This is a genomic window from Collinsella aerofaciens (assembly GCF_028207065.1).
GTDB lineage: Bacteria > Actinomycetota > Coriobacteriia > Coriobacteriales > Coriobacteriaceae > Collinsella > Collinsella aerofaciens_AR.
The window spans coordinates 43,004-56,565 of the sequence record NZ_JAQLFP010000016.1; the positions used below are offsets into that span (position 1 = coordinate 43,004).

Here is a 13,562-nt window from a genome sequence, read left to right on the forward strand (position 1 = left end):
AATTTAGGAGTGCAAGAAATAAATGTCAAGGTACCAAACTTATTAAGTTACGGCGTTTTACCAAACGCCGTAACCGCTCGACGCTGCAAACGCTCCTAAGCGGCAATCTGATCCCTTGGGGACGAAGGAAAAGGTATCGTTTTGGGCTGCGATGATGCCTTTCGAAGCGGCCTTGCCAAAAACTATGCCTAATTACTACGATGAATCCAGCATCGCTGACCACAACAGCTGTTTCTGAAAAAACGCAAGCTATCTACCTGCGGTTTTGTTGGAGAGAAATTCGCTGTGGTTGGAGGCGGGCGGTTAAACGTAGTAAATAGGCATAGTTTTGAAATGGAGCTATATGAGTAGCATCAACTAGGCCGCTATGGAGCAAACAGCCCCCATTTCCGAAACCTTTCCGCAACAATTTGACCTCCACGGTGCCAGCGCCCGTTCACAACGTCCCCTGCGCTACACTTAGTCGCACTGTGGCGCTGCCGCGCCGCGCCCGAAACAAGGGAGACCCTCATGAAGAATACTCAGCTGCTGCTGATTAACGATATGTGCGGCTACGGCAAGGTCGCGCTTTCCGCCATGCTGCCGGTGCTGTCGCACATGGGCTACCGTATCCATAACCTGCCGACGGCACTTGTGTCCGATACGCTCAACTATCCCAAGTTCTACATCCACGACACCACCGAGTACGTGCGCCAGAGCCTCGCCATCTGGGAGGAGCTCGGCTTTGAGTTCGACGCCATCTCCACCGGTTTTATCGTGACCGAGGAAGAGACGCGTATCATCTCGGACTTTTGCCACCGCCGCGCGCAAAAGGGCACCAAGGTGTTCGTCGATCCCATCATGGGCGACAACGGCAAGCTCTATGCCGGTGTGCCCGAGTCCACGATTGGCCTTATGCGGCACCTGCTGGAGTGCGCAGACTACGCGGTGCCCAACTACACCGAGGCCTGTCTGCTCGCCGATACGCCTATTGCAGAGCAGATCACGCCCGATGAGGCCCGCGCCCTTGTGGACGCCGTGCGCGAGCTGGGTGCCAAGTCGGTGGTCATTACGAGCGCCGTGGTAAATGGCACGAACGCGGTTATCGGTTACGACCATGTGGCGGGGGAGTACTTCACGATTCCCTTTGAGCTCATTCCGGTCTATTTCCCGGGCACGGGCGATACGTTCTCGGCGGTGCTCATGGGCCGCGTTATGGCAGGTTGGAGTCTGCAGCGCGCGACGTCCGATGCCATGCGTGTGGTGGCTGAGCTTATCGAGCGCAATGCCGACCAAGAGGACAAGTCGGCCGGCCTTCCCATCGAGGCCTGCCTGGATGTGATTGACCATGAGTAACGCTGGCGAGGGCGGCGTCAAGCCTGCGGGCGAGAACAGGCCGCTCGGCGCGCCGCGTGGCAAGCGGCCGCGTATCCGCGTGAGCTGCGTGGACCAGCTGGGGACGTGCCGCTGCCACCATGGTCACAAGCCGGGCGACGTCTTTGACTTTGACCGAGACCGCGGCAAGATGTGCGCCATGGCCTGTCACGTGGGCTTTCCCTATATCGATATCCTGCGCTATGGCGGAACCGTGCCTGGCAACGAGCCTGGCACGGCAAAGTTCTGCTGCCCCGAGATTGATACGCTGAACGTCTGGCTTGCCGAGATCGTCGACGAGTAACCGAGCGAGGATTTTCTCCCGTCGAAATATCGAGCGTGGATTATCTCCCGTTTTGGGCGCAATTTCGCACTCAAAGTGGGAGATAGTCCTCGCTCGATTTGTATGCGAGAATCCCGACCTCACTTATGCCCATGCTTAGGCGCACGCGTCGTTGTTCTGTGCGCGAGTAAGCTCAAATTTCTGCATTTCATCCAATTTCGGTACTAAAAATCTCTGCATTTCATCGATAATAGTCGATATAAATATCTGCATTTCATTTATCGAGGCGATGGGAGAGCTTATGTTGCGCAGGAAAATCGCTGATGATCTTGATTGTTGGCAGAGATCCATTGAACGAAAGGCGTTGTTCGTCACGGGTTCTCGCCAAATCGGTAAGAGCTACTCGATTCGCGAGTTCGGTAAGTCAAACTACGCAACCTATATCGAGCTCAATCTCGCGGAAAATCGCCAGGCAAAAGATGCTCTTCTCGAGGCACGGGATGCCGATGATTTCATCAGCAGGGTGACGCTTCTTTCGGGAAAGCCGATAGCGCCAGGCAAAACGCTCGTGTTTATCGATGAGGTCCAAGAGGCCCCCGACATCATGACGATGGCAAAGTTCCTTGTTGAGGACGGGAGGTGCCACTGGGCGTTTTCGGGGTCAATGCTCGGGACCCAGTTCAAGGGCGTTAGGTCCTATCCTGTGGGATATGTTCACGAGCTTAGGATGTTCCCGCTCGATTTTGAGGAGTTTTGCTGGGCGATCGGGGTGAGCGAGGGAGCTCGCCAAACGATACGCGATGCGTGTATCAGCGAAAAGCCCATTCCTGATTACATTCATGACGCGATGATGGCAAACTTCAGGACCTATACCGTTGTCGGCGGAATGCCGGAGGTCGTGCAGCGTTTCCTTGACACGCAGGGCGACCTTGCCTCTGTTCGTCAGCTACAGTCAGAGCTCAACGAACAGTACCGGCGGGATATCTCTAAGTATGCAAGCGGGCGAGCCCTTCAGGTGCAGAGCATTTACGATCAGCTCCCTATTATGCTCGAGGGCGAAAACAAACGCTTCGTGCTCAATTCCATTGACCCCAAGGCGCATTACGACAAGTACCAGCGAGATTTTGTCTGGCTTGTCGATGCCGGCGTTGCTCTCAAGGCCGATATCGTAACCGAGCCAAAATCGCCCCTGCTCAAGACGGCGCGGCCATCGCAGTTCAAGCTATATCAATCGGATACGGGCATGTTGATGGCGCGCTACCCCGTTGGAGTCGCCCAGGCGGCGTATCTTGATAGCAAGGAGCCCAATCTGGGCGGCATTTACGAAAACGTGGTGGCCCAGCAGCTGGCTGCCCAGAATCGCCAGCTTTACTACTATCAGACGAAAAAGCGCGGCGAAGTGGACTTTGTGGTCGACGGACCGGATGGGACGGCTGTCCCGATCGAGGTTAAATCGGGCTCCTATTACCACGCGCACGCTGCGCTCGGCCATGTGCTTGATACGGCCGAATATGGCGTAAGGCTCGGGATTGTTTTCTCGAGAGGCAACGTTGAGCGCAACGGAGCTGTTCTTTATTTGCCGCTATATGCGACCTGGGTCCTTTCGGATGTTTTGGGCGACTCTTGTGCCGAGGGGATAAAGCTGGAGGTCAAGCCGGTCTAGGGCCAGTCCCGAATGTGACAAAGGAGCAGTCTCTTGGTCGTATCGAGTTCCACTGCCCGAGAAAATGAGCGTGGATTTTCTCCCGTTTAGAGCGCACTTGAACGCTCAAAGTGGGAGATTTTCCACGCTCGATCTGTATACGAGAGAAAATCCACGCTCGATGTATACCGATGACGCGGTTCGCGCGGTTTGTGCGCCCGCGAACCTACATCTGCTCGAGCATGGCAGTGCAACCGGCGAGCACATCGCGGTAGGTGGCATCGAAGTTGCCGGTGTACCAGGGATCGGCCACGTCGCCGGGGTGCTCGGTCCAATCGAGCAAGCGCGTAATCTTGCCGTCGGGGTCGTCGCCAAAGATGCGACGCAGGCCGCGCGCGTTCTCAGCATCCATATAGACAATGTGATCCCAGTTGCCATACTCTGTGCGACGCACCTGGCGGGCACGGTGCGCAACGACGGGAATCCCGACCTCGCGTAGCTTGGCAACGGTACCGTGATGTGGCGGGTTGCCGATCTCCTCGGTCGAGGTCGCGGCGGAATCAATGACAAACTCGCCCGCGCGCCCAGCGCGGTGCACCAGCTCGGTAAACACCGACTCGGCCATCGTCGAGCGGCAGATGTTCCCATGGCAGATAAACAGTACGCGTTGCATATGCGGTTTCCTTTCGATCGTCATCATCGAGCTCGAGTATCGCATCTACGCCTGCGCCTACGCCTACGCCCTCGCCCGCTTGCGCTCCCAGCGAGCCAACTTAATCGTCACCAGCGTGAGCATCCAGGCCGCAAGCGAGAACGCAGCGCCCACGGCACCCACGTACGCAATGCCAATTCCGTTTACCACGGCGCCGCCCACTGCGGTGCCAAACGAGATACCGACGTTAAACGCCATGGGCTCAACCGAACTCGCGAGCACCATCGACTTGGGATGGCGGCTGCGCGCCACGTCCATAAAGTGTGTGATGCACGACACCGAGAACAGGTACATGAGCATCGCCAAGCTAAAGACAAAGACCAGCGCGAGCGGCATGGTGCCGCCCACAGCAAACAACCCGAGTAACGCCACAGCCTGCAGCACAAACGTCACGAGCAGCGCCTTCATGCCAAAGCGCGCATCAATCCATCCGCCCAGGATGTTCGAGATCAGGCAGAACGCGCCGTAGGCCATGAGCGTGGTGCTGGCTTCGACCGTGCCCATGCCCAGCACCTGCTCCAGATAGGGCGTCACATAGCCGTAAAACACATAGACCGATCCCACGCCAAACAAGAAGATGAGCATGCCGGTGATGATACTCGGTTCGCGCAGCAGACCCGCCTGTTCGCGGAAGGTGGCGGGTTCGTCGGTCTGTCCGGCGCGCGGCATAAACACCACGAGCGCGGCGCAGATCAGAACGGCAAAGGCCAGCGTGCCGTACATGGCAACGTGCCAGTCGAGCGTGTCGACCACAAACTTGCCGATCGAAGTGACAAAGACCATTGCTACGGAAAACGCACCATATACCACCGAGATGGCAAGCGAAGTTTGCTGCGGGGACAGCAGCTCGGGGATGTACGTCACGCCCACGGCGAGCAGTGCGCCCGAGACGGATCCCAGGACAATGCGCGAGATAAACAGTACCTGGAAGTTGGGCGCCAACGCCATGACCAGATTGCCGAGCACAAAGATAATGCTGTAGCACACGAGCAGCTGGTAACGACGGAAGCGCCCCGTGCTGAGCGCAAGCACCGGCGTCGCGATAGCGTAGACCAATGCAAAAACGCTGATGAGCTGGCCCGCAGTGGCAAGCGATATGCCGAGTTCCGTCGCCAAGTCACTTTCGATGCCGATGACCACGAACTCCGAGCAGCCGAGCGAGAAGCCCAGCAGCACGAGCAGCGCCAGGCAGAGCTTGGTGCGCGCGGGGGAGAGCGCGGCGGCGGTTGACTTACTTTTAGGCGTGGTTGCGGCGGTCAAGGTTGTCACTCCAATGTCGCATGAATAAGCGGGATTCAATCCCTGCAACTCTAACAGAATGTGTCAGGTGCCTGCCCCCCTTTGTCGCAGGCTGCGCTTGCCTGTATAGTCGCAATACAGGCGAAGATGGTCTCAGGTACATCGCGGGCGACAGGAGATCCCATGGGTATGCACACGACAAAGGTTGCAGTGGGCGAGGGCAAGTTTGCGCTCGAGGCCCAGCTGACGGTGACACCGCGAGGCATGGCGGTGTACGCCTGCTCGCCGGAGTTCGCGCACCTGGGCGCCACGGCGCAGGCCATTCCGCGCCCCGAGCCCGGCCGCACGGCGACAGTGAGCATCCTGGCTGTTCCGTGCCATCGAGACGAAATTCCGGCGCACGATATCGCGGCGGCGCTGGCCACGCGCTTTGGCGTGCCGGTCGTTGCGAGCACGGGCTTTCATGTTGAACAGGCGAGCGGGGGCGACCTGCGGCGCGTGCTCGACACCACCAAGGAGCTCATCGCCGCGCTCGAGGAGGCCGCAGCCCGCATTCTGCGCGCCGGCTGGGATGAGGGCGGCGCGGGCGCCGAGGTCGTGGCGGTCAATGCCGCGACCGGCGAGACGCTTAGCCCCGTCGACCGCATCGATGCCCATGCCGGTGAGGGCATTCTGCATCAGGCATTTCTGACGCTTCTGGTCGAGGGCCAGGGCGAAGACGCACGCCTGCTGCTCTGTCGTCGCAGTCCGCTCAAACGCCTGTGGGGCGGGGTGCTGGCCGATAGCTGTGCCGGCCATCCGCTCCCCGGGGAGGACGTTGTCGCCGCGACGGCGCGCCGCATCAACGAAGAGCTCGGCATCACGCGCGCACCCGACCAGCTCAAACACCTCGGTCACGTGACCTACCGCGAGGACCACGGCGACGGCCGCTGCGAGTGCGAATGGTGCGAGGTCTACCTTGCCCATGTTGAGCCGGGCGAGCTGCATATCAACCAAGAGGAGATCTCGGAAGTGCGCCGCGTGGCCCCGTCCGAGCTTAAAGGCTACCTGCAGGGTCACCCCGAGCAGCTGGCCCCCTGGCTCCGCGAGGCTCTGGAGGTTCCCTCCATCCGCGCAGCCCTCGCTATGTGAAAAAAGACAGTCCCTTTGCCACATCCAAACCGTCACAACATTTGATGAAAATCTCGAAAACGAGGAAAAGCGTCGAATGTTGTGACGCTTTTTGTCCAGAGGATCGCTTCTCATCCAAAAATCCCGCTTGACTGTATTGCCACAACACAGCGCAACGTAAGGGGTGTCCGATAACGGGCGCCCCTTTTTAAGTGGCAACGTGGCCGCGAATCCGGAGCGCCCCCAACAAGAAAGGTGGGGAGATGGAAGCGGAAAAGAAGGCGTTTAAGATCACCAAGCGCGAAATTGGCTTTGTGCTGGGTATCGTTGTCTTTTTGCTGGTGAAGTTTCTTCCTTTGGCGGAGCTGAGCTCGACGGTCGAGCTTACGGTCGGCGGTCAGACCTGTCTGGCGTTGACGCTCGCCACGGTGGTGTTCTGGGCGTGTGGCGTGGCACAGCCGGGCTTTGTGGGCCTGCTCTATTGCGCGCTGCTCGTTCTGTTCAAGGTGTGCGTGGACGACACGGGTGCCGCGAGCATCTCGGCGACGGTCGCCTCCACGTTTAGCTCGTGGACCAAAGCCACCATGTGGCTCGTCATCGGCGCCTACCTCATCGCCAGCGCGGTCAAGGAGTCGGGCCTGGGCGAGCGCATCGCCTATGCGTTTATGCTCAAGTTCGTGCGCGATGCCAAGTCGCTCATCATCTCAATCTTCGCGCTCACCTTTGTGCTGTCGCTGCTGATCCCGCATCCGTTCCCCCGCGCCTTCCTCATCCTCGCCGTCGTCTCGGTCATCGCCGAGTCCGCCGGCTACGGTGACGACGACCGCGGCAAGCTCGGCTTCCTCGTGTTTGCCGCTGCCGCCCCGGGCTCCATGTTCTTCCTGACGGGCGACTCCACGCTCAACCCGCTCGTTGCGCAGTACAGCGCCGAGGCCGGCGGCATGAGCCCGTCCTTTGTCGACTGGTTCCTGTGCATGAGCGTGCCTATGCTGGTCGCGCTGCTGTGCACCCTGTTCCTGGGCCTCTTCCTCTTTAAGCCCAGCAAGGAGCTCGTCTACGATCGCGAGCAGATCGTGGCCAAGCAGGCCGCGCTCGGCAAGCTCTCCGTCAAGGAGATTCGCACCATCGTGTGGCTTGTCATCGCCATTGCGCTGTGGCTCACCGTCTCGGGCGATTACATCGGCTGGGTCACCCTGGCCATCGGCGTCTCTCTTGCCATGCCCATCATCGGCGAGGTCCTCACCCCCGCCAGCTGGAATGCCGTCGACATCAAGTCCCTCATGTTCCTGACGGCCGCCATGGCCGTGGGCTCCGTGGGCGGTGCCACCGGTATGAACGCCTGGATCGCCGATGTTGTGCTTCCCAGCTCCGTGCCCGAGAACATCTTCCTGTTCGCCCTGCTTGTCGCCGCGCTTTCCATGATCATCCACATGTTCATGGGCTCGGTCATGGCCGTGCTCGGCGTGTGCGTGCCGGCGTTCATCAGCTTTGCGGCCGGCTCCAGCGTGAGCCCGCTCGCCGTGGCGCTCATCGTCTTCACGTCCATCAACATCCACTACATCCTGCCGTTCCATAACCTGCCGATCCTTATCGGCGAGGGCAAGGACGCTGGCGGCTACACCTCCAAAGAGGCTATGCGCATGGGCATTCCCCTCACTGCGGTCGTCTTTATCGTCGTGCTGGTCGAGGCCGCCTGGTTCCACCTCTTTGGCCTGATGTAAGCAGTCGAGTGCTTGGCTGTAATTAGCCGAGTGCTTGAACTGCGAGTGCCCGAGCGCCCCATCTATGAGCGCTGCGGCCCCATTACGTTACCAAGCCGGCGGCACTCCCGCCGCCGGACACTCTCCCGAAAGGAGCACGCTATGTCCACTACCGATGCTTCCCAGATCCACGATCTGCGCTCCGCGCTCGACTTTTTGCGCGAGATGCCGGGCCAGCTGCTCGAGACCGACACCCAGGTCGACGCGGACGCCGAGGTCTCGGGCGTCTATCGTCGCGTCGGTGCCGGCGGCACCGTTATGCGTCCGACCAAAGAGGGCCCGGCGATGGTCTTCAACAACGTCAAGGGCTTTGACGATGCCAAGGTCTGCATCGGCATGCTTGCCAGCCGCAAGCGCGTTGCCGCCCTGCTCGACCTCGACGAGGAGCACCTGGGCCTCGAGATCGGCAAGCGCTTCGAGAACCTGATCGCGCCCGAGCAGATCGCCGAGGGTGCGCACGTCGACTGCCAAGAGGTCGTGTACAAGGCGACCGACGAGGGCTTTGACCTGCGCAAGATCGTTCCCGCTCCCACCAACACGCCCGTCGACGGCGGCCCCTACATCACCATGGGCCTCGCTTATGGCACGAGCCCCGACGGCTCCCAGTCCGACGTGACCATCCACCGCTTCTCCTGCGTCGACAAGGACAAGCTCGCCATGTGGATCACTCCGGGCAGCCGTCACCTTGGCGCGTTCTTTGACGAGTACTGCCAGCGCGGCGAAGACATGCCCATCTCCATCTCCATCGGTCTGGACCCCGCCGTGTACATGTGCTGTGGCTTCGAGGCGCCAACCACGCCGCTCGGCTTTAACGAGCTGCAGATCGCCGGCGCCCTGCGCGGCCACGCCGTCGAGCTTGCCGACTGCGTCACCGTTCCGCAGAAGTGCATCGCCAATGCCGAGTACGTGCTCGAGGGCTACCTCATGCACGACGAGACCATCAACGAGGACGTCAACGGCCACGGCTACGCCATGCCCGAGTTCCCCGGCTACACCGGCGGCGCCAAGGTCTGCCCGGTGATCAAGATCACCGCCGTCACCACGCGTGTCAACCCCATTATGGAGAGCTGCATCGGCCCTTCGCACGAGCACGTGTCCATGGCCGGTATCCCCACCGAGGCTTCCATCTACAAGATGGTCGAGACCGCTATCCCGGGCCGCCTGCTCAACGTCCACGCTGCACCCTGCGGCGGCGGCAAGTTCGTTGCCATCATGCAGTTTAAGAAGTCGAGCAAAAATGACGAGGGCCGTCAGCGCAACGCCGCCATGCTCGCCTTCTCGGCATTCTCCGAGCTCAAGCATGTGATCTTGGTTGACGAGGATGTCGACATCTTTGATATGAGCGACGTGATGTGGGCCATGACCACGCGCTTCCAGGCCGACGTCGACCTCATCACCATCCCCGGCTGCCACTGCCACGTGCTCGACCCGTCCAACGACCCTGCGTTCGACCCCACGATTCGCGAGCACGGCATCGCCTGCAAGGCCATCTTCGACTGCACGGTTCCGTTCGACCTCAAGAAGAATTTCATTCGCTCGCAGTTCATGGAGATCGACACAGACAAGTGGGCCAAGGAGATTGCTTTCTAAGGTTCCGGCGTTCTACCGAACGTCGGACCACTCGACGCTGCGCCCGCGCCTGGCGGGCAATCTGCCCCTCAACTGCGAAGGCATGGGCATAAGCCCTATGCCTTCTTGTTTCGGGGCACCTTGCCTCGCCAGACGCGCGCTCGCTGACATTGCCCGACCTATAGCTGCCATTTTGTTGTTAGGAGTTGTCATGCCTGAGTCTTCTGTCCGTCCCCGTCGCATTGTCGTTGGCGTGTCTGGCGCCAGCGGTGCCGCGCTGGGCCTTGAGTGCCTCAAATGCCTGCGTCAGGCCGGTGCCGAGTCGGCGCTTGTCGTCACGCGCGGGGGAGAGATCACCATCGAGCAGGAGCTCGGCATGACGCTCGACGAGTTTGCCACGCATGCCGATGTGGTCTACGACAACAAGAACATCGGCGCCGCCATCGCAAGCGGCACCTATCCGGTCGACGGCATGATCGTGGCCCCGTGCTCCATGAAGACGCTCGCCGGCATCGCGAGCGGCTACAGCGACAATCTGTTGCTGCGTGCGGCCGACGTGCAGATGAAAGAGCAGCGCCGCCTGGTGCTCATGGTGCGCGAGACGCCCTTCAGCGCCATTCATGTCGACAACATGGCGCGCCTGGCGCGCGTACCGGGCGTCATGCTCATGCCGCCCATGCTCACGTTTTACAACGGCCCCGCCACGCTCGATGACGCGGTGCATCACATCGCCGCCAAGGCGCTCGAGGCCGTCGGCGTGTCATGTGCAAACTATAAGCGCTGGTCATAGGCGTCTTTAGGGTAGGATACGAGGAGTGTTTGAGCCCGCTGCCCCTGTGGGCGGCGGGCTTTTCGCGTCAAAGGATGTGTCGGGAGGATCTATGCAGACGGGCATGTATGCGATTAGCGAGATGGCGAGCTTGTTTAACGTTTCGCGCCAAACGCTCATCTACTACGACAAGATCGGCCTGTTTAAGCCCGCCGTGGTTAACGAAAAAGGCTACCGTTTCTATTCGCCCACGCAGATCCCGCTCATGCGTCTGATCTGCATGCTGCGCGACCTGGGGCTCGAACTCGACGAGATTGACCGCCTGACCTCGACGTTCGACATTGGCGAGATGACCGATCACCTGCGCTCGCGGGTGCAAGCGCTCGATGAACAGATCGCCGGCCTCAAAGCCGAGCGCGCGAGCGTGCAGGAGCGCCTGAACTTTTACGACGAGGCGGTTTACTGGCGCGAGCGCGAGGGCAGGCCGGAGCTCAAGCAATTTGAGCGTCGCTACGTGGTCTTTGAGGAGTTTCCAGGCGATATCGAGCGCGGCCGCTCGATGCTTCACCCCACGCTCATGCGGGCCATCCTGCGCATGCGTGCGTTGACGGGCACGCGCCCCATGCGCGGCTGGGGTGCCATGCTGCGTTGTGAGGCGCTGCATTCCGACGACCCTATCGCCGGCGCGGGCTCCTTTGCCGTGCTGCCGCGCGGTGCCGAGGAACTGCTGCCGAGCGATCCCGCCGAGCTGGCAGAGATCGGCATCGAAGTGCTGCCCGAGGGCACATACCTGTGCATGAGCCGCTGGGGTATGCCGTACGAGCCCGAGGGCATCCGCGCCATCGTTGCCTGCATGGACGAGCACGCGCTCCAGCCCGTTGGCAACGCTTTCGACTTTTGCTACCTCGATACCACGAGCTACGACGAGTCCCACCAAGAGGACTTTTGCTGCATCCAAATCCCTGTTACCCTCCAGATGTGACAAAGGGACAGTCCCTTTGTCACATTCGTGGTGTGGCTGCTGCCCAAACCGTCACAACATTTGATGAAAATCTCGAAAACGAGGAAAAGCGTCGAATGTTGTGACGCTTTTCCTGTCTGTGCCGGCGAGCTCCCGTGCCATCTGGGGGTATAAGACTGGCAAGTGTTTATTTGCGAGGCTTAAGGGGCGCCCCGTATGGATATCGATAACTTTGAATGGTGGTATAGCGAGGGCGAGGCTCCGGACGAGGAGTGGGACGAGCCCGCGCCGCGTGACGTGTCGAGCGACGAGGACGAGGCCGGCAACGATGCTGCTGTCGAGCCTGACGCCGCCTCCGATGCCGCCGAGCCCCTGACCTTTGAGCAGGCTTGGGCCCAGGCTGAGGCCGACGAGGCAAAGGCCGATGCCACGGCCACACTGGGTGAGCCAGCCGACATGTCCATCTCGCCGGCAAAGACCCCGCAGCCGCGTCACACTATCGATCCCGACAGCACGGCATCCTTCAGCATTCTCGACGTGCCCTCGCAGGGTGCCCAGGCGCCTGCGCCCACGCATCGCCCCGATCTGGCTCGCGAGGAAGATGCGGGACGTCGCTCTCCGCTTGGCCCCATCCTTATCGCCTTTATGGCCGGCGTTATCGCATGCTCGGTAATTGGAAACGTCTGGAGCCATGTTGAACAACAGCGCAAAGACGCCGCCAAGGTCGAGATGTCTGTCGAGCAATCGCTCAGCCGCACGCGCTCGGTGCATGTATCGGTCGAGGTCAAGGACGGCGCGACGTGGGACACCGCGCGCGGCGACAGCCAGATGCTCGTCCATATCGTGGGTCGCACGCTCAAGGGGCAAGCGATCGACGAGTACCAATACGTCAATTCCGAAGGTGACGGCATCGAGCTCAAGCCCGGCGACTACGAGCTCACGGTCGATGAGCCGCCCGTCGCCACCGACGGCACGCGTTACCGTGCCTCAAAGCGCATGGTTCCGGTGAGTTTTAATTCACAGGCGCCCGATACGGTCGATAGCACGCCGCAGGGCGGGTTTGACCTTTACGCTATTGCTCAATAACTGCACCTGTCGCTCAACCCCGCCGCCAAGAGTGGGACAATAGCCCTCGACACCGCTGTTTACTATTGGAGGAAGTAGCATGTCCACCGTCACTACCATCAAGCGCGGCGGCCTCACCGCGGCCATCGATTCCATGGGCGCCCAGCTCACGAGCCTTGCCCTCAACGGCAACGAGTATCTGTGGCAGGGCGACCCGGCCTTTTGGGGCAAGCATGCGCCTATCCTGTTCCCCATCGTGGGATCGCTGCGCAACAACATGGCGACATCTGCGGCCGGTACCTGCGAGATGCCGCGCCACGGACTCGCTCGCATCGTCGAGCACAAGTTGGTCGAGGTTTCGGAGGACGGCTCCTCGGTAACGTACGAGATCACTGACACGCCCGAGTCGCTCAAGGCGTTCCCGTTCCACTTTAAGCTCAACATGACCTATGCCCTGACCGGCGACGCCACGCTCACGCAGACCTTTGCCGTCACCAACACCGGCGACGTGGCCCTGCCGTTCTCGGTGGGCGGTCATCCTGCATTCAACTTGCCCGCCCCCGGTGCCGAAGACGAGGCGTTCGAGGATTACGAGCTGGCGTTTACCGAGGCTTGGACTAACGAGGCCCCCATCATCACGCCCGACGGTCTTATGACGTTCGAGGGCAGCTACAAGGCTCCCGATAACTCGGACGTGCTGCCCATCACGCACCGCAGCTTCGATAACGACGCCATCATGTTCACCGATGCCCCGGGTTCCACGCTCACGTTGCGCGGCCGCAAGTCGGGCCACGGCGTCAAGATCGACTTTGAGGGCTTTAAGTACATCGGCGTGTGGTCTGCCGCCAACGACGCCCCGTTTGTGGCGCTCGAGCCCTGGACCGGCCACACCACCATGGACACCGAGGACGACGTCTTTGAGCACAAGGTCAACACCATTACCTTGGCACCGGGTGAGACGGACGTTCGCAGCTTTAGCGTTACCCTGCTCTAGAGGTTCCGCCGTTCTAACGAACGACGGACCGGTCGACGCTGCGCGCCACCCAGAGCGACAATTTGGCATGAAAAAGGCAAGGCATGACCAGAAGGTCTATGCCTT

The 13,562-nt window shown here is 60.6% G+C and carries 12 protein-coding genes; 10 read left to right on the top strand and 2 right to left on the bottom strand.

The genetic code is table 11. The features are described from left to right. Positions 1–510 precede the first annotated feature (510 nt). From PMX72_RS06045 to PMX72_RS06055, 3 genes are all read left to right on the top strand, one after another. A complete protein-coding gene (locus tag PMX72_RS06045) occupies positions 511–1,335 on the top strand; it encodes a PfkB family carbohydrate kinase (protein WP_117773877.1) in 825 nt (274 codons plus the stop codon). Then, positions 1,328–1,657 (top strand): TIGR04076 family protein, encoded by a 330-nt coding sequence (locus PMX72_RS06050; protein WP_199412187.1) that lies wholly within the window; start codon positions 1,328–1,330, stop codon positions 1,655–1,657. Before PMX72_RS06045 ends, PMX72_RS06050 begins: the two co-directional genes overlap by 8 nt. A gap of 268 nt (positions 1,658–1,925) precedes the next feature. Further along, positions 1,926–3,299: an ATP-binding protein gene (locus PMX72_RS06055; RefSeq protein ID WP_271729446.1), complete on the top strand. Its 1,374-nt coding sequence runs from the start codon at positions 1,926–1,928 to the stop codon at positions 3,297–3,299. Between the two features lie 205 nt (positions 3,300–3,504). On the opposite strand, the gene PMX72_RS06060 is transcribed toward PMX72_RS06055, so the two are convergent. Both PMX72_RS06060 and PMX72_RS06065 read right to left on the bottom strand, forming a co-directional pair. After that, on the bottom strand, positions 3,505–3,951 hold the full coding sequence (locus tag PMX72_RS06060; protein ID WP_271729445.1) for a low molecular weight protein-tyrosine-phosphatase: 447 nt from the start codon (positions 3,949–3,951) through the stop codon (positions 3,505–3,507). A gap of 63 nt (positions 3,952–4,014) precedes the next feature. After that, positions 4,015–5,259 carry an MFS transporter gene (locus PMX72_RS06065; protein ID WP_271729444.1) on the bottom strand — a complete coding sequence of 415 codons (1,245 nt, stop codon included), beginning with the start codon at positions 5,257–5,259 and terminating at the stop codon, positions 4,015–4,017. 153 nt (positions 5,260–5,412) lie between these two features. Between PMX72_RS06065 and PMX72_RS06070 the strand changes: the two genes are divergently transcribed. The 7 genes from PMX72_RS06070 (at position 5,413) to PMX72_RS06100 (ending at position 13,457) form a co-directional block, all read left to right on the top strand. Then, positions 5,413–6,360: an isopentenyl-diphosphate Delta-isomerase gene (locus PMX72_RS06070; RefSeq protein WP_271729442.1), complete on the top strand. Its 948-nt coding sequence runs from the start codon at positions 5,413–5,415 to the stop codon at positions 6,358–6,360. Between the two features lie 242 nt (positions 6,361–6,602). Beyond that, positions 6,603–8,060, top strand: coding sequence for an SLC13 family permease (locus PMX72_RS06075; RefSeq protein ID WP_199569341.1), 1,458 nt, complete (start codon positions 6,603–6,605; stop codon positions 8,058–8,060). Positions 8,061–8,201: 141 nt separating this feature from the next. Beyond that, positions 8,202–9,689, top strand: coding sequence for a UbiD family decarboxylase (locus PMX72_RS06080; RefSeq protein ID WP_117648415.1), 1,488 nt, complete (start codon positions 8,202–8,204; stop codon positions 9,687–9,689). A 190-nt stretch (positions 9,690–9,879) separates the two neighbouring features. Next, positions 9,880–10,458, top strand: coding sequence for a UbiX family flavin prenyltransferase (locus PMX72_RS06085; protein WP_055252424.1), 579 nt, complete (start codon positions 9,880–9,882; stop codon positions 10,456–10,458). Positions 10,459–10,534: 76 nt separating this feature from the next. Beyond that, on the top strand, positions 10,535–11,419 hold the full coding sequence (locus tag PMX72_RS06090; protein WP_271746187.1) for a MerR family transcriptional regulator: 885 nt from the start codon (positions 10,535–10,537) through the stop codon (positions 11,417–11,419). 195 nt (positions 11,420–11,614) lie between these two features. Then, complete coding sequence (locus PMX72_RS06095) at positions 11,615–12,484, top strand: hypothetical protein (RefSeq protein WP_271729441.1); 870 nt, start codon at positions 11,615–11,617, stop codon at positions 12,482–12,484. Between the two features lie 79 nt (positions 12,485–12,563). Further along, positions 12,564–13,457 (top strand): aldose 1-epimerase family protein, encoded by an 894-nt coding sequence (locus PMX72_RS06100; protein WP_118376856.1) that lies wholly within the window; start codon positions 12,564–12,566, stop codon positions 13,455–13,457. The last annotated feature ends 105 nt before the right edge of the window (positions 13,458–13,562 follow it).